This is a genomic window from Streptococcus porci DSM 23759, assembly GCF_000423765.1.
GTDB lineage: Bacteria > Bacillota > Bacilli > Lactobacillales > Streptococcaceae > Streptococcus > Streptococcus porci.
This window is the reverse complement of the sequence record NZ_AUIP01000008.1, coordinates 18,785-39,655: the sequence shown is the minus strand read 5'-3', so window position 1 is coordinate 39,655 and position 20,871 is coordinate 18,785. Positions and strand designations below refer to the sequence as shown.

The window sequence follows — 20,871 nt, the reverse complement described above, 5'->3', positions numbered from 1 at the left end:
AAGAGGTTTTTTGTGACTTTCTTAGAAAGTTATCACAAAAGAGGTTGGGGCAAAATGATTTTGATATTTGAAAATCTCTTTTATCAAGGGCTTTAAACTTGTAAGAACACACAAAAAGCGAACAACTTAGAAACCTGCTTACCAGTAAACACCAGAAAATTAGTCTTGTTCGCTTTTTATATTTAACTTTTTGGTCTTAGACTCTTAAATATCATCTGCAATCTTATTAATTTTGCGAAGACGATGATTGACACCGCTCTTGGTCAAGGGACTTTCTAGACTATCAGCTATCTGTTGGATAGAGTAATCGGGGTGATTAACCCTCATGGTCGCTACTTCCTGAAGCTCGACTGGTAGGCTCTCTAATCCCATAGTGCCCATGATTTTGATGATATTATTGATCGTTTTGACACTAGCATTAACTGTCCGTGCAATGTTGGCAGTTTCAGCGTTGCTGGCCCGATTGATGTCGTTACGAGCTTCTCGCATCACCTTGACTTCCTCGAAAACCTGTTTTGCAGTCATGGCTCCGATAACGATGAGAAAGTCCATAATGTCCTCAGCCTTTTGCAAGTAGGTAACCGCTCCGTTTTTTCGCTCAATCACTTTAGCGTCAAGCATGAACTTCTGCATGAGAGCCGCCAAATCTTCGGCATGATCTAGATAAACAGAGGCAATTTCCAGTTGGTACTTGCCAGACTCGGGATTTCGGATGGAGCCTGTCGCCAAAAAAGCTCCACGCAAATAACTGCGCCCTGACTCGTCATCATCTAAAATAGAGGGTTCAATCCCCGTCTCAAAGCCAAAAACGGAATCAGCCAGTTGCAAATCGGACAACATCGCATTGACATCTTCAGTCACAATAACCGTGTAAACACGATTTTTTCGTAGATTAGCTTTTTGATAGTGGCGTATCTCTGGTGTAACCTGATAAAGTTCTTCCAACAGAGTATAGATGTGACGCGCCATTTTAGCATTTTCTGTGGAGATGGAGAGGGTCAGCCCCTGACCTGTCAGCCCCAAACTACCAGACATCTTGATAAGGGCAGAGAGCTCATTTTTATCTAAAATATTTTGTCCAAGGAGTTCTTCCTTGGTTTTTGTGGTAAAACTCATGCCTTGACTCCTCTCAACAAGGTGAGGAGTTCTTCGACGACTAGGTCACCATCATGAAAGGCTCCGCCATTTTCCAGACGAAGAAAATTAGAAGAAATCACGCGCTTAGATAGCTTAGAAAGTCCCTGAAAATCATGCTCAACCTGAATCAAATATTCATCGAAATGGTTGTTATTCATGTAGTCCTGAGGTACAGGCTCGATATTGACCAAAACTGTGTCAATGACATCTTTCCCTAGATGGCGATTAAGCACCGCCACGTGGTCAGCATCAGTAAACTGCTCAGTCTCCCCGTATTGGGTCATGATATTGCAGACGTAGACAACCTGAGCCTTTGTCGCAAGCAGAGCCTCACGAATTTCAGGAATAACTAGGTTTGGCAAGATTGAGGTGAAAAGTGATCCCGGTCCAAGGACAATCATATCACTGTCCATGATGGTATCAACCACATTGCGACTAGCTCTAGGAGTTTCATCATTGTAGGTATTGGTTACAAAAACGTGGTCAATCATGCCCTTATAGTCTGAAATATGGCTTTCCCCTATCACTTCATGACCGTCCTGAAAGACAGCATGTAGGGTCAAAGCCTGTTCGCTTGAGGGATAAATTTTTCCTGTGGTATGGAAAAATTTGGTCAAAATCTGCATGGCATTATAAGTAGAACCTTGCATTTCTGAAATGCCAGCAATGATGAGATTTCCCAACGGATGCCCTGACAGAGGTCCGTCCGAATCTTTAAAGCGGTACTGGAAAATCTTCTCGTAAAACTTTGGCATATCGGACATTGCCACCAAGACATTTCTCAAATCACCTGGAGGTGTCAACTGCATGGCCGTACGAAGTTCTCCTGAAGATCCGCCATCATCAGCTACAGTCACAATTGCTCGTAGGTCCACATTTTCCCGACGAAGACTATTTAAGATGACAGGAATCCCTGTTCCTCCACCGATTACTGTAATGATAGGCTTTCTCATGAGCGATTCACCGTTTCCTTACGGCGATCCTTGTCACGGTGGCTCTCATTGACCACCCAATCAGCCTTCAAATCTTCGGCAAGTCGATGGGTGAAAGCTGTGCTTCGATGCTGACCTCCTGTACAACCCACAGCAATCGTCAGAACTGACTTGCCTTCCTTTTGGTAGCCCGGCAAGATAGAAGTCAACAAGCTCAGTAATTTTTCATAAAAAGCATTGGACTCCTCAAAAGACATTACATAATCATAAACGTCCTTATCCAGCCCTGTCTTCTCTCGGAGTTCTGGGATGTAATGGGGGTTGGGCAAAAAGCGGACATCAAAGACCAAATCAGCATCTAGAGGCAGGCCATACTTGAAACCAAAAGATACGACTTCTATACGGAAACCAACCTGACTATCATCTGATGAAAACTGTTCAGAGATGGTTTGACGAAGCTGGCGCGGGGTCAATTCTGTTGTATCAACCACATTTTGGCTCATGCTCTTGAGTGGTGATAAGAGCTCACGCTCCAGCTTTATACCATCAAGGACACGACCATCTGCAGCCAGAGGGTGACTGCGCCGTGTTTCCTTATAGCGGGACACCAATTCCCCATCGGTTGCATCTAGAAATAAAATCTTGAAGTTCACATCATCAGCATTTTCTAGATTATCTAAAATACCACTGATTTCAGCAAAGAAAGACCGACTTCGCATGTCAACCACTAAAGCAACCTTGTCGTTATCCTCGGAGTGGGTCACCAGCTCTAAAAATTTAGGTAAAAGCGCCGGTGGCATATTGTCAATGGTAAAATACCCCATATCTTCAAAAGACTGGATAGCTACAGTTTTTCCCGCACCGCTCATTCCCGTTACAATTACAAGGTTAATTTTTTTGTTCATCACTATTCCTCCTCTCGCTGGACAATAGCAGAGCTATTCCCACTAGCAACACTCCAAGACCCATAAAGGTCGGTTTAAATCCGTAAAAATCAATCAGCCAGCCAACGGCAGGAAAGACGACAATCATTGACAAACTGAAAAACATGGCTGTAATACTTAGCATCGTCGCCCTAATCGAACTGGTCAACTGCCTTTGCAAATCATTATTGAAAATCGGCTGGAAAAAGGCGTAGAGAGAATCTGTCAAAAGGTAAATCATGACATAAATCCAAATTTGCTTGAAGTCCACCTACCAGGCTGCTCAGCAGATAAAGCAAGGACTTCACAGACCATCTTTCTCCCAGCCGACTAGCTAACCAGACTGCTCCAATATTAAGAACACTTGATGCCAACATAACCAAACTAATCTGCCAACCAGCGAGAACCGTCATTTCATTTTGAAAATAAAAGTAAAACATACAGATAAGAACAGCTAAGAATTGGCTGATAAAAAGCCAGCTCAAAAGCCTAGGATTGGTCTTGAAGTTTTCTTTTACCATACTAACAATCTCTGCAAGGCTAGGATTTTTCTCTCGCTCCGCTTTGATACTCGGTTCCTTCATTAGAGAAACCAAGAGTACCGCAATCAGCGATAGGACAATGTGGATAATATAGGTCCAATCCAGAAGTCCATGGACCAAAAGCCCTGCCACAACTAGACCTAAAGCCCTAGTTCCTTCACTGATACCAGATAAAAAACTTGTGATTTTCAGAAAGCGACTTTCCAAACCAGCTTCTTTTGCTGATTCAAAGAGCATCGCAGAGCTAGTTCCTGAATCAAAATTGTAAGCCCAAGCACTGATAATCATGCCCATAGCGTATAACCAAAAATTCCCTGCACCTAGTAACATGAAAAGGCAGGAAATGATATTGGCCAGACGACTCAGGTAAAGGTTTGTCTTGAAAGAAAAACGATCTGCCAGCATGCCAGAGGGAACTTCACTAATCAGACTGGTGGCGTGAAAAATACTTTCCAAAATCCCAATTTCAAAAAGACTCATGCCCTTTTGTGATAAGAAAAGAACCCAAAAACTTGTCACGCCAAAAAAGGAGAAGAATTCAGTTGCAGCAAGCAGGGGAATATTTTTCCGATAAGTACTTTGAAACACCGCTACCCCCAAGAAATGCTCATTTGGTAACTAGCAAGAACTTCTTCTGCCTCTGAATGTGGTAAAAGATCGTAGGCCAGCTGTAACTGATTTTCCTCCAAGACAAAGCAATAGGTCTTACTGATGATTTTTTGTATTCCTAGAGGCGTTGGAATAGAGCAGAACCCAAAATCACTAGCCACAAACCGCATTAGGGACTGAGGCTTTGAAAAGCGGGTCATCAAAAGCTCATCCGCCTTAAATTTTAAAACCACTTTTTCTGCCTCTTCATTTTGATAAACCAGATAGAAGTAATCTCCTTTGACAACCAGTTCACCCTGATGTTCTTCGTGAATGAGTTCGGTCTCACTTCCCATTTGAATCTTGTTTTTTATAGTAATCTTCATTTTTTTCCAAATTCTTTCTTTCTCTATATTCTATCAATTTCTGACAAAAATCACAATTTTTGCTACAATAATCTTATTATATTGATAGAAAAGAATGGATGAGAAGCTTAGCATGGATAAAATTTTTAGGGATCCCGTCCACAACGATATTCGAATCTCTCACGAGGTCATTTACGATTTAGCTAATACTGCTGAATTTCAACGCCTGCGCCGTATCAAACAGGTGCCAACGACGAGCTTTACCTTTCATGGGGCCGAGCACAGCCGTTTTTCCCATTGTCTAGGGGTTTATGATATCGCTAGACGGGTTACCGAGCATTTCGAGGCACACTATCCAGACCTTTGGGACAAGGAAGAGTCTCTTTTAACCATGGTGGCTGCACTTTTGCATGACATCGGTCACGGAGCCTATTCCCATACCTTTGAAATCCTCTTTGGAACTGACCATGAGGTCTTAGGGCAAGAAATCATCACCAATCCAGAAACTGAAATCAATGCTGTTTTGCGCCGGGTTTCGCCCGATTTTCCAGATAAGGTTGCCAGCGTTATCAATCATAGCTACCCAAACAAACAGGTGGTTCAACTGATTTCCAGCCAAATTGACTGTGACCGCATGGATTACCTGCTCCGAGATTCCTACTATACAGGGACAAATTATGGACAGTTTGACCTGACACGGATTTTAACTAGCATGCGACCAAGCTCAAGCGGTATCGTCTTTGATATCACAGGCATGCACGCTGTTGAAGATTATCTAGTCAGTCGCTATCAGATGTACATGCAGGTTTATTTTCATCCTGCCAGCCGTGCCATCGAAGTTCTTTTGCAAAACCTGCTCAAACGAGCACACCATCTCTACACTAGCGACCCAGATTTCTTCGCTAAAACTTCTCCTTTGCTTCTGCCTTTCTTCGAAAATAGCTACTCACTCTCGGATTACCTCCTCCTTGATGATGGGGTTCTCAACACCTATTTTCAAGCCTGGATGACTAGCGACGACAAGATTTTAGCTGATCTATCCAGGCGCTTTATCAGGCGTCAGCTTTTCACCTCAGTGACGTTTGACAAAGCTAGCGCAGATCAACTTGATTTGCTCAGAAGCCTAGTCTCAGCCGTTGGTTTTGAGGCAGACTATTACACCGCAGAGCATCACAATTTTGACCTCCCTTACGACATTTACCGACCAGAAAGTCAAAAACCACGTACACAAATTGAAATCCAACAAAAAAATGGACAACTTGTGGAACTATCAAACCTGTCACCACTGGTGTCTGCACTCTCTGGATCTAGCTTCGGTGACCAGCGCTTCTATTTCCCAAAAGAAATGCTTAAACGAGATGATTTATTCGTTGCGGACAAGGAAGTTTTCCTCTCCTGTATCTCCAACGGACATTTTTCAAGCCTAACTATTTCAGATTGAAGCAAGAGGCTGGGACAGTGTCCCGCCTCTTTTGTTTTTCTCTAAACCTGACCTTGAAAGACATTCTGATGGTCTTTGTTAATCTTAACATTGCTCCCAAACCAACCGTTCATTAGAGGTCTTAGCGCCAATGAACCACTACCACTTGTCCCCTACCTAGTGCCTGATAAGTGAGATGAAGGTAGGATAGAAGTTATCCAATGGAGCTATTTCTACCTAACCCTTAAAATAGGTAATCAAAATGGTCATTTTATTATGACTTACCGATTTTTGTACCACTCTCTTTTACAAATGACAAAAAAACTTATTTTTAGTAAAATAGTGTGTTGATAACAAATGCTATGTAATAAGTAAAGGAAGAATTATGACAATTAAATTGGTTGCTGTTGATATCGATGGCACATTGATTACGGATGACCGTAAAATCACTCCTGACGTTTATGAAGCAGTTCAAGAAGCTAAAAAACAGGGGGTTAAAGTTGTGATTGCAACGGGACGTCCTATCGCTGGCGTTCAAGAATTGTTAAATGAACTCAACCTTAAAGAACCAGGTGACTACGTGATTACTTTTAATGGTGCCCTAGTTCAGGACACATCAAGTGGCAAGGATATCGTTAAAGATGCCATGACTTACGAAGATTACCTGGAGATTGAATACCTAAGCCGTCAATTAGGCGTCCACATGCACGCTATTACCAAAGAAGGCATTTATACGGCTAATCGTAATATTGGAAAATATACCATTCACGAAGCGACTCTTGTGGATATGCCCGTCTTTTACCGAACTCCCGAAGAAATGACCGATAAGGAAATCGTTAAAATCATGATGATTGACGAGCCTGAGATTTTGGATGAAGCTATCGCCAAGATTCCTAAGGAATTTTACGACAAGTACACCATTGTTAAATCCAAGCCTTTTTATCTAGAACTGATGAACAAATCAGCCAGCAAAGGCTCTGCCATTGTTCACCTAGCCGAGAAAATGGGAATAGCTATGGAGCAAACTATGGCTATCGGTGATGAGGAAAATGACCGTGCCATGCTAGAAGTGGTCGGAACTCCTGTCGTCATGGAAAATGGAGTTGACAGCGTTAAAGCGCTAGCTAAGCACATCACCAAATCAAATAACGAAAGCGGGGTCGCGCATGCGATTCGCGAATGGGTACTAAACTAATGTTTACATATCAAGTGGGCATTTCAGCCCAAGAGCATGACGATTTTGTCAAAGCAAGCGAGCAAACCAATCTACTCCAAAGTTCAAACTGGGCAAAAATCAAAGATAACTGGGGAAATGAGCGCCTTGGATTTTATAAAAATGGTCAGCTAGTTGCCTCAGCCAGTATTCTCATCAAGCAACTACCCCTTGGTTTTACTATGCTCTATATCCCACGTGGTCCTGTTATGGATTACAGTGACAAGCATTTAGTCAGCTTTGTTATCCAATCCCTCAAAGCTTTTGGGAAGAAAAAGCGTGCGCTTTTTATCAAATTTGACCCTGCACTGCTTTTAAAAGCCTATAAAATTGGTGAAGAGGTTTCAGAAAGCCCAGAAGTTACCGCTCACATTGACCGCTTGACCGCAGCAGGTGCTATCTGGACTGGGAGAACTTTGAAAATTTCAGAAAGCATTCAGCCTCGCTTTCAAGCCAATGTTTACACTCAGGAAAATATAGTGACAACTTTTCCAAAGCACACCAAGCGCCTCATGAAAGATGCCGACAATCGAGGTGTCATCACCTCTCGCGGGAGCCTCGAAGATGTCAAGGCCTTCGCCGACGTTGTCGCACTGACCGAGAATCGCAAGGGAGTAGCCCTGCGTAATGAAGATTATTTCCACAAGATGATGTCTATCTACGGAGACGACGCCTACCTTCACTTAGCCAAGGTTAATCTTCCGAAACGCTTATCTGAATACAAAGAACAGTTAGCACAGATCGAAAAAGATCTGTCTGAAACAGCCGAACATCAGAAAAAACGCCTCACTAAACTGACCCAGCAAAAAACCTCTGTGGAAAAATACATCACAGAATTCGAAAGTTTTGTTGGCCAGTCCCCTGACGAACTTATCATCGCTAGCATCCTCTCTGTCCGCTTTGGAAATGTCATGGAAATGCTCTACGCTGGTATGAACGATGATTTTAAGAAGTTTTATCCACAATACTCCCTCTACCCCAAAGTCTTCGAAGATGCTTATGCAGATGGTATCATCTGGGCAAATATGGGCGGAGTCGAGGGCAGTCTCGACGATGGACTGACAAAATTCAAATCCAATTTCAACCCAACCATTGAGGAATTTATTGGAGAATTTGATATTCCTGTCAACGGTCTTTTCTACAAGGCATCCAAAATGGCCTACAATCTCCGTAAAAAGCTAAGGAGTAATCACTGATGGCACTAAAGATTTTAGATCAATACCGGTTTCAAGCCTTCGCCGACAGCGTCGCTTACAAATCTTTTATGCAGTCTGTGGAAATGGCAGAGCTTTTTCAGAAGCGGGGTTACAAGACTCAATTTTTGGGATTAGAAGTTGAGGGTCAGCTCAAAGTAGCTGCACTACTCTTCTCTATTCCCATGGCTGGTGGCCTCCATATGGAAATCAACTCTGGCCCCTTCTCTCTTGACTCCAGCTATCTTTCAGATTTTTACAAAGCTCTGCAAACCTATGCCAAGGAAAACGGGGCACTCGAACTAATTATCAAACCTTACGACACCTACCAAACTTTCGACGGAAATGGAAAACCTCTCGATGATGAGAGACCATATTTGATTGAAGATTTGACAAGGTTAGGTTTTCACCACGATGGTCTCTTGACCGGCTATCCTGGTGGTGAGCCTGATTGGCACTATGTCAAGGATTTGTCTGGTCTAAAGCCCGATCAACTGCTCAGCTCTTTTTCAAAAAAGGGAAAACCACTAGTCAAAAAAGCACAAAGCTTTGGGATTAAGTTAAGCAAGCTTGACCGCTCAGAGCTCAGTCTTTTCAAGACAGTCACTTCTGCCACTTCTGACCGTAGAGACTACGTGGATAAACCACTGGATTACTATGAGCAATTTTATGACAGTTGGGGTGACCGTGCTGAATTCATGCTGGCTAGCCTTAATTTTCAGGATTACTATGACAAACTCGACCAGCAGCAGGCAAATTTAACCTTGAAAATTGATAAACTCAAAGCAGAATTGGAGACAAATCCTAACTCTGAGAAAAAGCAAAACCAGCTACGTGAACTATCTAGCCAAGCCGAGACCTTTGATGTTCGAAAGAATGAAGCCCTTAGCTTGATTAACAAACATGGACAAGCCGATGTGCCACTAGCTGCTAGTCTCTTTGTCTATACCAAACAAGAAGCCATTTACCTCTTCTCAGGATCCTTTCCTGAATTTAACAAGTTTTATGCCCCTGCCCTTCTCCAAGATTACGTCATGAAAGAGGCACTTAAACGAGGGATTTCTAGCTATAACCTTCTTGGTATCACGGGTAATTTTAATCAGCAAGACGGTGTCCTTCGCTTCAAACAAAATTTCAACGGTTATATTACACGTAAAATGGGAACCTTCCGCTATTACCCTAAACCTTTGAAATATAAGGCTCTACAAACCATCAAAAAAATTCTAGGACGCTAAAAAATCGCCTGACCATCGGTCAAGCGATTTTCTTTATGCATTTTTTTCTGAAAACTGACTCATATAGAGTTCATGGTAGAAACCTTTATCCGCCAAAAGACTTTCGTGATTTCCCTGCTCAATAATCTGACCATCTTTGAGAACCAAAATCTTATCAGCCTCTTGAATGGTTGAGAGGCGGTGAGCGATGACAAAGCTAGTGCGTCCTTGCATGAGACGTTTCATTGCCTTTTGAATCAAGAGTTCCAAACGTGTATCAACGCTTGATGTCGCCTCGTCCAAAATCAAAATTTTCGGATCTGCTAAGAGAGCTCGTGCGATAGTCAAAAGTTGTTTTTGACCAAGGGAAATGTTTGAAGACTCTTGGTTCATTTCCATCTGATAGCCACCTGGTAACGTGCGAATAAAGTGATCAACGTTAGCTGCCTTAGCTGCTTCAACGATTTCCTCATCCGTTGCAGAGAGGTTACCAAAACGAAGATTTTCCTTAATGGTTCCCTCGTAGAGCCAAGCGTCCTGTAAAACCATACCAAATTGCTGGCGATACTCTTGACGAGAGAGGTTGCGAATGTCGTGGCCGTCAACAGTGATGGAACCATCTGTCACATCATAAAAGCGCATAAGAAGATTGATTAGAGTTGTCTTACCAGCTCCAGTTGGGCCAACAATAGCCACCATCTCGCCAGGATTGACTTCTAAGTTAAAATCTCGGATAAGAGGTTTATTGTCAACATATTGGAAATGGACGTTTTTAAAGCTAACTTGGCCAGTTAAATCTTGTTCTAGACTTTCAGCCACATTAGTTATTTCTTCAACTTCATCAAGAACTTCAAAGATACGCTCCAAAGAAGACTTGGAGGATTGAAGGATTCCGGCTAACTGCGTTAGTGTTTGAATCGGTTGTCCCAGTTGAAAAGTGTACTGAACAAAAGCTTGAATGTTACCAATCGCCATCTTTCCAGCCATGACTTGAAGCCCCCCTAGAACCGCCACAATCAGATAAACCAGATCTGAAATAGCATGAAGTACAGGCATCATGATTCCTGACATAAAGCTGGCTTTAAAGCCCACATCTTGCAACTCATCAGTGATTCTTGCAAACTCTGCCGCGGAGGCTTCCTCCCGTCCATAAAGTTTCAAAACATTGAAACCCGTCAAATTTTCCTGAACGAAACCATTCATGTCTCCTAAAACTTTAGCCTGTCGCTTAAAATAGGGCTGTGATTTTTTGAGAATAGCTTGCGCAGTCACATAGGTCAAGGGAATGCTAAAGATAACCACGATTGCCAACTGAGCATTGAGATAAATCACCATGACAACAACAAGCGTTATGGAAATGATAGCATTAATGATTTGTAAAAATGACTGTTGCAGAGCATTTGACACCGTCTCTACATCAGAGGTGAAACGTCCCAACATATCACCAAATTGATGTTTGTCAAAATATGAGACCGGTATCCGATTGATTTTTTGGCTCAGGTCATTTCGCAAATCACGAATACTATTTTGTACCGTTTGAGTGATATAGTAGTTAGAACCATAGGCACCAATTTCGTAGAAAAGAGCGCGGATCGCATAAGCAACTAAAACCCAAAAGATATAGGTGACGTTGATGGCTGCTCCCTCAATACCATTTGCCATATCAAGGAGATTTTGTGTCAGCTCGGTAATCACCAGCCCCAATACAAAGGGCTCCAAGACATTCATGACAGCTGCCATAATTTTGAGAAAGACAGCTAAGAAAAGAGAAGCCTTATAGGCTTTTAAATAACCCCACAAACGAAGAAAGACTGATTCTTGTTTCTTTTTCATGATTTAGACCTCCTCCGTTAATGATTGATTATTGAGTTGTGAATTGGCAATTTCACGGTAAATCTCATTGCTTGCCATCAACTCGTCATGGGTACCACGACCAACAATTTCACCCTCATCGAGAACGATGATTTGATCAGCATCCATAATGGTTCCGACCCGCTGAGCCACGATAAGCACGGTTGCATCCTCGGTCACTTCTTTTAAGCGACGGCGGAGCTCTGCGTCAGTTTTGTAGTCAAGAGCTGAAAAAGAGTCATCAAAGATATAAATATCAGGCTTTTTAACCACCGCACGTGCAATGGATAAGCGCTGCTTTTGTCCACCAGAAAGATTGCTTCCTCCCTCGGCTAGATGGGTGCCATAACCTTCCTCGCGACTTGCGATAAATTCCTTGGCTTGAGAGACATCTACCGCCTGATCGAGTTCAGGTACTGTCGCATCCTGCTTACCGTACTTGAGGTTTTCTTCGATAGTTCCGGTAAATAGCAGAGCTTTTTGCGGAATAAATCCAATCTTCTGACGAAGGGATTTCAACTGATAATCCTTAACATTGACCCCATCAACTAGTATTCTACCGAGAGTCACATCGTAGAAACGCGGAATCAGATTAACCAAACTTGATTTCCCAGAACCCGTCGAACCGATAAAAGCGATGGTCTCTCCTGGTTTTGTTTTGAAAGAGATGTTATGGAGAACAGGACTTTCCGTTTCACCTGGATAGGCAAAGGTTACATTATCAAATTCCAGATAACCTTTTGTTGCCGTCTCCGTCACGCCATCAGGATTTTCGGAAATGGAGATTGGCATGTCCATGACCTCTTGAATCCTTGAAGCAGATACAGCCATACGAGGGTACATGGTAAAAAGATTGGCAAACATAAGAAATGAAAAGAGCGCGTGAAAGGCGTACTCAATAAAGGCAACCAAGTCACCAATTTGTAGCTCTGCTTTTGCCAAAGGCTCTAAAGCAAACCAAACAATCGCTACAATCATGGCAATAATAATTTGCACAAAGAGTGGTTCAGTCAACCCTGTCAGTGTAAAGAGACGCTTTGAAATGTCTGTATAGACTTCATTTTGTTCCGCAAAACGTTCCTCCTGAAATTTCTCGCGTGAAAAAGCACGGATAACTCGTAATCCCATGAGATTTTCACGGACATACTGGTTGATTTTATCTAAGGTCTTCTGCTGTTGTTTAGAAAGCGGACGCGTTTTAATGGCAACATAGGTCACCACAGCAACCAAAAACGGCATAAAGACTGCAACTGTCCAAGCCAAACTTGGACTAGTCACCAAAATCATGACGACAGAGAAAATCATCATCAAAGGAGTCACTACGCCCATACGAAGAGACATTTCCGCAAATTGCATAAGAACATAAGCGTCAGAAGTCATACGAGTTACCAAGGAAGATACCCCTATTTTTTCATATTCACTATGCGAATAGCTCTGCAATTTAGCGTACATGTCTGTACGTAGCTCTTTTATCATGGTTGTTGTTAATTTACCAGCTGCATATGCTAAAATGACACGACCGATAATCCCTAGAAGGATAATCACAAACATGATAAAAGCCCAATAAGTTAGACGCTGGGCATCATTTTTCGTAATTCCTTCATCAATCATGCGAGCCAAAATAGTTGGCATTCCCAAATTGACCACAACAAAGAGAAAACCTCCTATCAGATCCAATATCAACCACCTATATTTTGATTTTAGATAAGACCAAATCAGATTCATCATTTTTCCTTTCTTTTAAAAACAGAATAGATAAAGAAGAGAGTGAGATAAAAATCGGCAAATCGGTATTTTTACCGATTTCAATTTTGTCGTTCCACCTGCGCACAGTTGATTAGGAAAGTCGCTATCCATGTGGAGCAAGGGACGATAACCTCCAATCACTGCGCCAAAGCGCCTATCTGCAATCATGTTAAAAGGCTAGGACTTTTGTCTCAGCCTCCTCTTTTACTCTCTTCAGTATATCAAAAAAGACAAACTATTTCTAACCTAGGACCTTCCAGGACAGAAAACGAGAAGCCGCTAAGCTTGGTTCTAAGATTTTAAGAATTAGTGGTGAGGCATTACCCTCTGTCAGCTCCGTCATATCCACCCAATCAAATCCAGCTGAGTCGTTGACTGCCCCTTGATCGATGGTTTTTGTTATGGAAACAGCTGAGTTTGTTGCCAATTCTACATCATAGACCGCAAAGATATGATGGACCGTGTCCTCTGCTGCTTCAGCTTTGACAAAAGTATCAAAAATACGGTTATTTCGAGCAGACAAAACTTGAAAACCAGTCTCCTCACTCATTTCACGTTTGAGAGTATCAAGCAAAGATTCACCTTCATTCTGGCTGCCTCCTGGCAAATCAAATCGCCCCTTATATGGACCACGATTCTTACGAATGCAAAGGAGTTTCCCCTCACGAATACAGATACCATAAACCCCAAAATGCGATAACAAAGTCATAACCCCTCCTAGTAAATCTTTCGATAGTCAAATGTCCAGACTTGAAAGTGTCAGGGGAGTGACACCTTCAGGCGGAAATAGAGGCTGGCTATAAGAAGCCCTCCTCTCAGCCCAGTAACCCTCTTTATAGCATCATACTATCTAGAGTGTTACAGACTAATCTAGATCCTTTAACATCCAAATATCCATGGCTGCATGCCCTTCTTCATTAGCTAAAGGATGCATTAGGTGTTCAAAGCCGAAATGCTCATAGACACTGACCGCTCCAGCTAGTTCCCTTGCTGTTTCCAGATAAAGTTGGTTGTAGTTGTCTGCCTTAGCGGATTGGAAAATTTCCTTTAGCAAATAAGTGGAATAACCTTTGCCACGCTGGGACTTAGCCACATAGAGCTTTTGAAGCTCCGCTATTTTCTCAGAAACAAAACCGTAACCAGCACAAGCAACGATATCTCCATGAGCTTCAATAACAAAATAAGCTGATCTAGACTTCTTAGCATAGTAATCCGTCAAATGATCCAGTTGCGGGTCGAAGTAGGCTGTTCCAGCCTTATCCAAACCAAACTCTTCAAGCGAGGTTCGGATAAGGCTAGCGACAGCCGCGTCATCTCGGTGACTGATTGGACGTAACAACATCATCAACCCTCCAATTCACTCAAATACTCATAGCGTTCGTATTTTTCTAATAGCTGGTCATTTTTCTCATCCAATTCCTTTTGCAGATCGGAAAGCCTAGTAAAATCTGAACCACAGGTCTGCATCTCCTCAGTAATGACCTTAATTCGCTCCTCCAAGGTCCCAATTTCATCCTCAATAGTCGCCCACTCCTGCTTTTCAAAATAGGACATGCGCTTACGCTCCGCTTTTTCCTTCTCAACTTTTGGTGCTTCTTTCTTTTGAGCAATAGCAGAGCTGTCTTTCTCAAAAGCTACTTCATCCAGATAATCGGTGTAATTGCCAAAAAATTCCCGAACCCCGCCATTTTCAAAAGCTAAAATCTTGTTGGCTACCTTGTCAAGGAAATAACGGTCGTGGCTGACCGTGATGACTGGTCCTGCAAATCCCTGCAAGAAATTCTCAAGAACGGTCAAGGTCGCAATATCAAGGTCATTGGTCGGCTCGTCAAGCAGTAAAACATTTGGCTTTTCAATGAGAATTTTTAGTAGATAAAGTCGTTTCTTCTCTCCACCAGATAATTTTGCAATCTGCGTCCCATGGGTTGAGCGCGGAAAGAGAAATTGTTCCAAGAGCTCTGTCACACTGGTTGTCCCAACAGTTGTTTTTACCTCATCAGCCACTTCTTGCAAGTAATTGATGACCCGCTTACTTTCGTCCATATCCTTGATTTGCTGAGAAAAATAGCCGATACGGATGGTCTCACCGATATCTAGCCTACCTGCAGTCGGCTGCACATCACCACTGATTAAATTGAGCAAGGTTGATTTTCCAACACCGTTGTCTCCGACAATGCCAATCCTGTCCTTATTTTGGACAATCAGGTTGAAGTTTGACAAGATTGATTTATTTGGAAAGGCAAAATCAACTGCTTCAAAATTGATGACTTTTTTGCCAATTCGGCTGGTTTCAAAGTTGATTTCAAGGTCAGCAGTAGTCCTTTCTCCTGACAAATCTGCTTTAAGGTCCTGAAAACGATTTATCCGGGCTTGCTGTTTGGTAGCACGCGCCTGAGGCTGTGTCCGCATCCAAGCCAACTCCTGTTTGTAGAGTTGTTTTTTCTTGTGGAGGAAAGCCGCATCGCGCTCGTCTTGTTCTGCACGCAGGCGGACATAGTCTTGGTAGTTGCCTTGATACTCGGTCAGACTGGCATTGTGCAATTCAAAGATACGCGTGGCGATACTGTCCAAAAAATAGCGGTCGTGAGTGATGAAGATGACCGTCTTTTTAGCATTTTTGAGAAAATTGGTCAACCAAGCAATCGTGTCGATATCCAAGTGGTTGGTTGGTTCATCCAAAAGCAACAAATCCGCGTCCCCTAAAAGTACCTGAGCTAGTTGCACGCGACGACGCAAACCACCAGACAAATCACCAACCTTTTGCGTCAAATCAGTGATGCCTAATTTTGACAGGACCGTCTTGACCTCACTCTCAATAGTCCAAGCATCTAAAGCGTCCATTTCAGACATAATTTTTTCAAGCCGACTTTGATTTTCCTGACTGTAATCAGACATCAGTTGCTCATATTCCTTAATCAGAGCCATCTCACGCAGATCAGAAGACAAGACTGTATCCAGAATAGTCTCGCTTTCATCAAAGTCTGGTTCCTGAGTCAAATAAGCCATCTTGTAGTCAGCCTTGGCAGAAAAAGGCGAGACATCACCATCAAAACCAAGTTTGCCAGACAGGACATCTAAAAGCGTGGTTTTTCCGGTTCCATTAACCCCGATAATTCCAATACGGTCAAGAGCGTGGATAATAAAGGAAATCTCACGAAAAACCGTCTTGTCACCGACAGATTTGGTTAATTTTTCAACGATAAAATCAGACATGTGCCATCCTTACTTTCTATGATATAGGACTAGACTTACTCTAGTTCATAAAAGGAGCTCAAGCTCCTTTTATTTTGATGATTCAGCTTTCACAAACTTAAAAATAGCTTCTTTGTCATTAGCCAAGTAACCTAGCACGATAGCTTCTTCTACTGCTTTTAGCAGCCCTCCCATCTGCGGTCCCGGTTTGAAGCCCAACTCCTTAATTAAAAGACCACCGTTTACCACAATTTCATGCTTGTTATGAATGGTCAAATCCGCATCCAAATGCTTAATACGGGCGAAATCTACTGATAAACCTTGAGCCTGACGCAGTTCTTCAGCCTGCCAGATTAGGTCTTTACCATAGCGATAGACTTCAGGCTTCGTCATGTCTGAGCTTAGGCGAAAGCGATAGATAGATACAATACTATCAACTGCCTGCTGAAATTGAGTTGAGGTCTTCCACTTTTTCAGAAAAGCTTTTGGCTGTTCAATCTCCAAGGCTAATAGCAGAGCTGCCCAAGCTTGCTCGGAACTAGAAAAACTAAACTTCTCATCTGTTTCATCTAGTAAGCTCTGCCATTTTTCAAAGGTATCCTGGCAATCTGGCAGATAATCGTAAGCTCTTGTCTCCATCAGAGCCTCAATCCCTTTGCGCCAATGTGGAGCCATCAAGAGCTTGTCAAACTCAATGAAGGAACGCTCTACAGAAATCTTTTCTAATAAAGGAGCATGCGTCTTCATGGCATGAAAAGTTGACCTTTCAATATCAAAATTTAGACTAGCCGCAAAACGTAGTCCACGCATAATCCTCAGTGCGTCTTCACTAAAACGCTCCTCAGCCCGACCTACCGCACGCAAAACCTTAGCTTTTAAATCAGATAAGCCATCAAAAAGGTCAATAACCTGCCCACTTTCATCAAGAGCAAAAGCATTAACGGTGAAATCTCTACGCTTCAAATCTTCTTCAAGTGAACGTACAAAAGAAACTGATTTAGGACGGCGATAATCAACGTAAACATCCTCAGTTCTGAAAGTCGTGATTTCATACTCACCGCCATCTTCGAGCACCAAAACCGTCCCATGTTCGATGCCTATATCAACCGTACGCTCAAAAATCTGCTTGGTTTCCTCAGGATAGGAAGACGTCGCAATATCCACATCGTGAATATCTCGCCCCAAGAGAACATCGCGCACACTTCCTCCGACAAAATAAGCTTCAAAACCTGCTTCTTTTATCTTTTTTAATAAGGGTAAAGCCTTCTGAAAGTCAGAAGGCAGTGTTTCTAATTTCATGACAATAAGTTTTCCAATCCGTAAACGAGTCGGTCACGTTTGACCACTTCTTTGATACCCAGATTAACCCCGCTCATAAATGAACTACGATCATAAGAATCATGACGAAGGGTCAAGCCCTCGCCTTGGGCTCCAAAAATCACTTCTTGATGGGCGACCAGACCTGGCAAGCGCACGCTGTGAATGCGGAATCCATCAAACTCAGCTCCACGTGCTCCCTCAATCAACTCTTCTTCATCTGCCGCACCTTGCTTTTTATAAGTTCGTGCTTCTCGAATCAATTCTGCGGTTTTGATGGCAGTTCCAGACGGAGCATCTTTTTTCTTGTCGTGGTGAAGCTCAATGATTTCAAGGTCTGGAAAATACTTGCTGGCCTTAGCTGCAAATTCCATAAGCAGAATAGCTCCGATAGCAAAATTTGGGGCAATCAAACCACCCAAACCTTGCTGAGCAGATAGGTCTGTTAACTCAGCAATTTGTTCCGTCGTAAAGCCAGTCGTTCCAACAACAGGAGCAAAGCCATTTTCCAAGGCAAAGCGGGTGTTTTCATAAGCTACCTTAGGCAGGGTAAAATCTACCCAAACATCCGCTTCAAAGTCCGCTAACTCTTCCTTAGCGGTGAAAACAGGGACACCATCCACTTCTTTTTCTGTGGCAAAGGGATCGAGAAGACCCGCTAGCTCAAGTTGGCTATCATTTTTTACCATGTCAACCGCAGTTGAACCCATTTTTCCTTTAAAACCAGCAATAATGACTTTAATAGACATCCTCAATCCTCCTTCACTCAATCTGAAACGAAATCACAAGCTTATCAAGACGATTATTCAAAACGCGGTGTCACACCCAAAGCAATCGCTCCCTCACCCAAATGCGTCCCGATTACTGAACCAAAGGTCGCAATGGAAAGATTATTCAAACCATCAGCGGTCAACTGCTGATAGAGGGCATCAGCTTTTTCAGCCGCATTTCCATGGATAATAATCACATCATAGTCGCCATCTTCTGATAACTTAATCATGACATCTACAAGACGTTTCACAGCCTTTTTCTCAGTCCGAACCTTCTCATAAACCACAATTTTTCCTGTTTCATCAAAATAGAGGATCGGTTTGATAGATAGAAGATTTCCGAGAATAGCAGAGCTATTTGACAGACGACCGCCTTTAACCAAGTGGTTGAGGTCATCAACCATGATATAAGCAGAGGTTTTATCAATCTGTTGCTGCAAGCGTTCCATGATGGTCTCAAAAGTCATTCCAGCCTCCGCCCAAGAAAGAGCGTTAGAAACCATCAGACCAAGTGGGGCAGAAGTGATTTTAGAATCTGGAAAAGCAATCGTCAATCCTGCATGTTCCTCAATCAGATATTGAATATTTGCCCAAAAACCTGAAATACCACTAGATAAGAAAAGTCCGACCACGTGAGTGTAATCTTCTTTAGCTAACTGTGTCAATAACTCATCCAACTGCGCAACCGAAGGTTGGCTTGTCGTTGGAAGATTATCAGATGCAGCCATCTTCTTATAAAATTCAGTAGCAGTCAGGTTGACACCTTCCACATAAGAGGCACCGTCAATAGTAACAGGAATATCTAAAACAAAGAGATTGTCTGGTCTTTCCCAATTTTCTGGTAAGAAAACCGACGAATCTGTAATTACAGCTAATTTCATCTTAAAACTCCAAATTGATACCTGGTCTATCCAAGGCAATTTCAGTCACTTCATACGTTAGGCGTTTGAGCATGTCCAAAAGAGGGCCTGCCAAATCCTGAACTTCTTCTTGAGTCAATTCGCTTGGCTCTTGCACAATACGATTTTGAATCCGATTGCCCTGAGAAATCACACCAGAGATCACAAATTCATCCTTGACAATCATATACTGCAAACGCGCCACCAAGACAGTCTCATTAGTTTCAGTATCACGTTTTACCAGCTGAAAAGTCACCTCTGCCTTAGTCTTAGGCGCACCGTGTTCCTTCTCCCACTCTAAATTGCGAGCATCGTAGTGAAATTGATTGACAAATTCTTTTTCACGGATAATTTCCATTTTTGTCTCCTTGAAGTTAGTATTCCTATTATATCACGATTAGTTTGAAAATTAAAGGTCAGAATTTCTTCTGCGGATGCTTGTCAACAATCTCTGGATGAGCTGCTAAAAGAGCCTGTCCTTTTTCGGTCAAAGCATAGCTCCTTAGTTCAAAAAGATTTGCCAACTCATCTTCTCTATAAAGCTCTGCCATTTTCCCATCCAAATCGCTACGCTTCATCTTGGAAAGTCCAATCACATCTTTAGCTTTGAGAAAATCCTTGAGCTCCCCTGCTGGCAAGTGTCGCAAAGATTCAAAGGCTGTCTCAATCCGGACATATCCTGCTTCAATAAGCATGTCTAACTCCTTGTCCGCATCAATTCCATAAGTGGTGTAAAAATACTTATGACGAAACGAAGTTGTCAAAAATGTTCCAAAAGAAATTCGCCAAAGGAGTATGATATGACCTGGTAAAAAGCCTTCAGTCGTTCGTTCCATCTGACGCTTGGCAATAGGCTTTTTCATCAGCTCCATCTCATACTGGGGGGCAAAATAAGGCATCTCGGCATGATCTTTATAAATGTCTTTAAATGATTTTTCCATAGGTGATATTATAGCAAAATTGGGATTTTTTAGCATTTAAAAAATCCCAATTCGACAAAAGCCTTTCGTAAAAGCAATGAGAGGAGACCAGATTAAAAGTCCTAGCTTAGTCTCTGTTTGGATAGTATGACAGTAATATACATACTCAGCTAAACACTGTTAGTTTATAATTACTGAGCATTCCCTTATTCTAAATCCTCAATTCCTGCCTGCATGCGCTCCTCACCCCACCACAGAGGCATGAGTTCACCAATGGTAATCGTCTCACGTTTATCAAAGTCCACCATAAATTCCGTATATTTGTTTTCAGGTGAAAGCTGCATGAGAAATTCACGACAGGCGCCACAAGGCATGCCAGAGCCTTCACCGAACGGAGCTTTATCACGAAAAGCAATTATCCGTCTAATTGCAGTTTGACCACTTGCTTGAAACATGTTGAAGGCCGCGGACCGTTCTGCACAAAGGTGAAAAACACCTGCTGTCGCTTCAAAACAATAACCAGTAAAAATCTGTCCGTCTGCTGCTTCTATAGCTGCGACTACATGGTTAGAGTAAACAAAGGGAGACACATAGTGAGGATTATAGTGATCCTTTGCTCTATCATAAAGTTCTTGCCAAATATCCATCT

The 20,871-nt window shown here is 42.5% G+C and carries 19 protein-coding genes and 1 pseudogene; 4 read left to right on the top strand and 16 right to left on the bottom strand.

The annotated features are described in order from the left end of the window. Positions 1 to 204: 204 nt before the first annotated feature. The 5 genes and pseudogenes from whiA to G576_RS0103195 all read right to left on the bottom strand — a co-directional run bounded on the left by whiA (position 205) and on the right by G576_RS0103195 (position 4,508). Positions 205 to 1,116, bottom strand: coding sequence for a DNA-binding protein WhiA (gene whiA / locus G576_RS0103215; RefSeq protein ID WP_027973366.1), 912 nt, complete (start codon positions 1,114 to 1,116; stop codon positions 205 to 207). Further along, positions 1,113 to 2,090, bottom strand: a complete 978-nt coding sequence (locus G576_RS0103210; RefSeq protein WP_027973365.1) for a YvcK family protein — start codon at positions 2,088 to 2,090, stop codon at positions 1,113 to 1,115. Before G576_RS0103210 ends, whiA begins: the two co-directional genes overlap by 4 nt. Beyond that, a complete protein-coding gene (rapZ, locus tag G576_RS0103205) occupies positions 2,087 to 2,974 on the bottom strand; it encodes an RNase adapter RapZ (protein WP_083959924.1) in 888 nt (295 codons plus the stop codon). Before rapZ ends, G576_RS0103210 begins: the two co-directional genes overlap by 4 nt. Further along, positions 2,958 to 4,122, bottom strand: a pseudogene (locus G576_RS12185) (MFS transporter). The gene rapZ and the pseudogene G576_RS12185 overlap by 17 nt, the downstream one beginning before the upstream one ends. 2 nt (positions 4,123 to 4,124) lie before the next feature. Next, complete coding sequence (locus tag G576_RS0103195; protein WP_027973363.1) at positions 4,125 to 4,508, bottom strand: YwiB family protein; 384 nt, start codon at positions 4,506 to 4,508, stop codon at positions 4,125 to 4,127. A 112-nt stretch (positions 4,509 to 4,620) separates the two neighbouring features. Between G576_RS0103195 and G576_RS0103190 the strand changes: the two genes are divergently transcribed. The 4 genes from G576_RS0103190 to G576_RS0103175 all read left to right on the top strand — a co-directional run bounded on the left by G576_RS0103190 (position 4,621) and on the right by G576_RS0103175 (position 9,548). Further along, complete coding sequence (locus G576_RS0103190) at positions 4,621 to 5,928, top strand: HD domain-containing protein (protein WP_037618386.1); 1,308 nt, start codon at positions 4,621 to 4,623, stop codon at positions 5,926 to 5,928. A gap of 364 nt (positions 5,929 to 6,292) precedes the next feature. Next, positions 6,293 to 7,102 carry a sugar-phosphatase gene (yidA, locus tag G576_RS0103185; RefSeq protein WP_027973361.1) on the top strand — a complete coding sequence of 270 codons (810 nt, stop codon included), beginning with the start codon at positions 6,293 to 6,295 and terminating at the stop codon, positions 7,100 to 7,102. Beyond that, positions 7,102 to 8,316 (top strand): aminoacyltransferase, encoded by a 1,215-nt coding sequence (locus G576_RS0103180; protein WP_027973360.1) that lies wholly within the window; start codon positions 7,102 to 7,104, stop codon positions 8,314 to 8,316. The genes yidA and G576_RS0103180 overlap by 1 nt, the downstream gene beginning before the upstream one ends. Then, the gene (locus G576_RS0103175; RefSeq protein WP_027973359.1) at positions 8,316 to 9,548 is read left to right on the top strand and encodes an aminoacyltransferase; all 1,233 of its coding nucleotides are present in this window, start codon (positions 8,316 to 8,318) and stop codon (positions 9,546 to 9,548) included. Before G576_RS0103180 ends, G576_RS0103175 begins: the two co-directional genes overlap by 1 nt. Before the next feature lie 33 nt (positions 9,549 to 9,581). On the opposite strand, the gene G576_RS0103170 is transcribed toward G576_RS0103175, so the two are convergent. From G576_RS0103170 to G576_RS0103120, 11 genes are all read right to left on the bottom strand, one after another. Continuing rightward, on the bottom strand, positions 9,582 to 11,360 hold the full coding sequence (locus tag G576_RS0103170) for an ABC transporter ATP-binding protein (protein WP_027973358.1): 1,779 nt from the start codon (positions 11,358 to 11,360) through the stop codon (positions 9,582 to 9,584). A 3-nt stretch (positions 11,361 to 11,363) separates the two neighbouring features. Further along, a complete protein-coding gene (locus tag G576_RS0103165; RefSeq protein WP_027973357.1) occupies positions 11,364 to 13,103 on the bottom strand; it encodes an ABC transporter ATP-binding protein in 1,740 nt (579 codons plus the stop codon). Positions 13,104 to 13,365: 262 nt separating this feature from the next. Further along, positions 13,366 to 13,833: an NUDIX hydrolase gene (locus tag G576_RS0103160; RefSeq protein ID WP_027973356.1), complete on the bottom strand. Its 468-nt coding sequence runs from the start codon at positions 13,831 to 13,833 to the stop codon at positions 13,366 to 13,368. 156 nt (positions 13,834 to 13,989) lie between these two features. Then, positions 13,990 to 14,466, bottom strand: coding sequence for a GNAT family N-acetyltransferase (locus G576_RS0103155; protein WP_027973355.1), 477 nt, complete (start codon positions 14,464 to 14,466; stop codon positions 13,990 to 13,992). Between the two features lie 2 nt (positions 14,467 to 14,468). Next, positions 14,469 to 16,337: an ABC-F family ATP-binding cassette domain-containing protein gene (locus G576_RS0103150; protein WP_027973354.1), complete on the bottom strand. Its 1,869-nt coding sequence runs from the start codon at positions 16,335 to 16,337 to the stop codon at positions 14,469 to 14,471. 69 nt (positions 16,338 to 16,406) lie between these two features. Further along, the gene (locus G576_RS0103145; RefSeq protein ID WP_027973353.1) at positions 16,407 to 17,615 is read right to left on the bottom strand and encodes a CCA tRNA nucleotidyltransferase; all 1,209 of its coding nucleotides are present in this window, start codon (positions 17,613 to 17,615) and stop codon (positions 16,407 to 16,409) included. Continuing rightward, the gene (gene dapB, locus G576_RS0103140; RefSeq protein WP_027973352.1) at positions 17,612 to 18,382 is read right to left on the bottom strand and encodes a 4-hydroxy-tetrahydrodipicolinate reductase; all 771 of its coding nucleotides are present in this window, start codon (positions 18,380 to 18,382) and stop codon (positions 17,612 to 17,614) included. Before dapB ends, G576_RS0103145 begins: the two co-directional genes overlap by 4 nt. A 53-nt stretch (positions 18,383 to 18,435) precedes the next feature. Then, positions 18,436 to 19,284 (bottom strand): DegV family protein, encoded by an 849-nt coding sequence (locus tag G576_RS0103135; RefSeq protein WP_027973351.1) that lies wholly within the window; start codon positions 19,282 to 19,284, stop codon positions 18,436 to 18,438. A 1-nt stretch (position 19,285) separates the two neighbouring features. Beyond that, positions 19,286 to 19,660 carry a DUF1149 family protein gene (locus G576_RS0103130; protein ID WP_027973350.1) on the bottom strand — a complete coding sequence of 125 codons (375 nt, stop codon included), beginning with the start codon at positions 19,658 to 19,660 and terminating at the stop codon, positions 19,286 to 19,288. Between the two features lie 58 nt (positions 19,661 to 19,718). Further along, the gene (locus G576_RS0103125) at positions 19,719 to 20,243 is read right to left on the bottom strand and encodes a hypothetical protein (RefSeq protein ID WP_037618384.1); all 525 of its coding nucleotides are present in this window, start codon (positions 20,241 to 20,243) and stop codon (positions 19,719 to 19,721) included. Between the two features lie 185 nt (positions 20,244 to 20,428). Next, a complete protein-coding gene (locus tag G576_RS0103120; RefSeq protein WP_027973348.1) occupies positions 20,429 to 20,869 on the bottom strand; it encodes a cytidine deaminase family protein in 441 nt (146 codons plus the stop codon). Positions 20,870 to 20,871: the final 2 nt, after the last annotated feature.

Coding starts and splice junctions, on each gene's coding strand:
- whiA (WP_027973366.1), bottom strand. CDS start 1,116: ATGAGTTTTACCACAAAAACCAAGGAAGAACTCCTTGGACAAAATATT.
- G576_RS0103210 (WP_027973365.1), bottom strand. CDS start 2,090: ATGAGAAAGCCTATCATTACAGTAATCGGTGGAGGAACAGGGATTCCT.
- rapZ (WP_083959924.1), bottom strand. CDS start 2,974: ATGAACAAAAAAATTAACCTTGTAATTGTAACGGGAATGAGCGGTGCG.
- G576_RS0103195 (WP_027973363.1), bottom strand. CDS start 4,508: ATGAAGATTACTATAAAAAACAAGATTCAAATGGGAAGTGAGACCGAA.
- G576_RS0103190 (WP_037618386.1), top strand. CDS start 4,621: ATGGATAAAATTTTTAGGGATCCCGTCCACAACGATATTCGAATCTCT.
- yidA (WP_027973361.1), top strand. CDS start 6,293: ATGACAATTAAATTGGTTGCTGTTGATATCGATGGCACATTGATTACG.
- G576_RS0103180 (WP_027973360.1), top strand. CDS start 7,102: ATGTTTACATATCAAGTGGGCATTTCAGCCCAAGAGCATGACGATTTT.
- G576_RS0103175 (WP_027973359.1), top strand. CDS start 8,316: ATGGCACTAAAGATTTTAGATCAATACCGGTTTCAAGCCTTCGCCGAC.
- G576_RS0103170 (WP_027973358.1), bottom strand. CDS start 11,360: ATGAAAAAGAAACAAGAATCAGTCTTTCTTCGTTTGTGGGGTTATTTA.
- G576_RS0103165 (WP_027973357.1), bottom strand. CDS start 13,103: ATGAATCTGATTTGGTCTTATCTAAAATCAAAATATAGGTGGTTGATA.
- G576_RS0103160 (WP_027973356.1), bottom strand. CDS start 13,833: ATGACTTTGTTATCGCATTTTGGGGTTTATGGTATCTGTATTCGTGAG.
- G576_RS0103155 (WP_027973355.1), bottom strand. CDS start 14,466: ATGTTGTTACGTCCAATCAGTCACCGAGATGACGCGGCTGTCGCTAGC.
- G576_RS0103150 (WP_027973354.1), bottom strand. CDS start 16,337: ATGTCTGATTTTATCGTTGAAAAATTAACCAAATCTGTCGGTGACAAG.
- G576_RS0103145 (WP_027973353.1), bottom strand. CDS start 17,615: ATGAAATTAGAAACACTGCCTTCTGACTTTCAGAAGGCTTTACCCTTA.
- dapB (WP_027973352.1), bottom strand. CDS start 18,382: ATGTCTATTAAAGTCATTATTGCTGGTTTTAAAGGAAAAATGGGTTCA.
- G576_RS0103135 (WP_027973351.1), bottom strand. CDS start 19,284: ATGAAATTAGCTGTAATTACAGATTCGTCGGTTTTCTTACCAGAAAAT.
- G576_RS0103130 (WP_027973350.1), bottom strand. CDS start 19,660: ATGGAAATTATCCGTGAAAAAGAATTTGTCAATCAATTTCACTACGAT.
- G576_RS0103125 (WP_037618384.1), bottom strand. CDS start 20,243: ATGGAAAAATCATTTAAAGACATTTATAAAGATCATGCCGAGATGCCT.
- G576_RS0103120 (WP_027973348.1), bottom strand. CDS start 20,869: ATGGATATTTGGCAAGAACTTTATGATAGAGCAAAGGATCACTATAAT.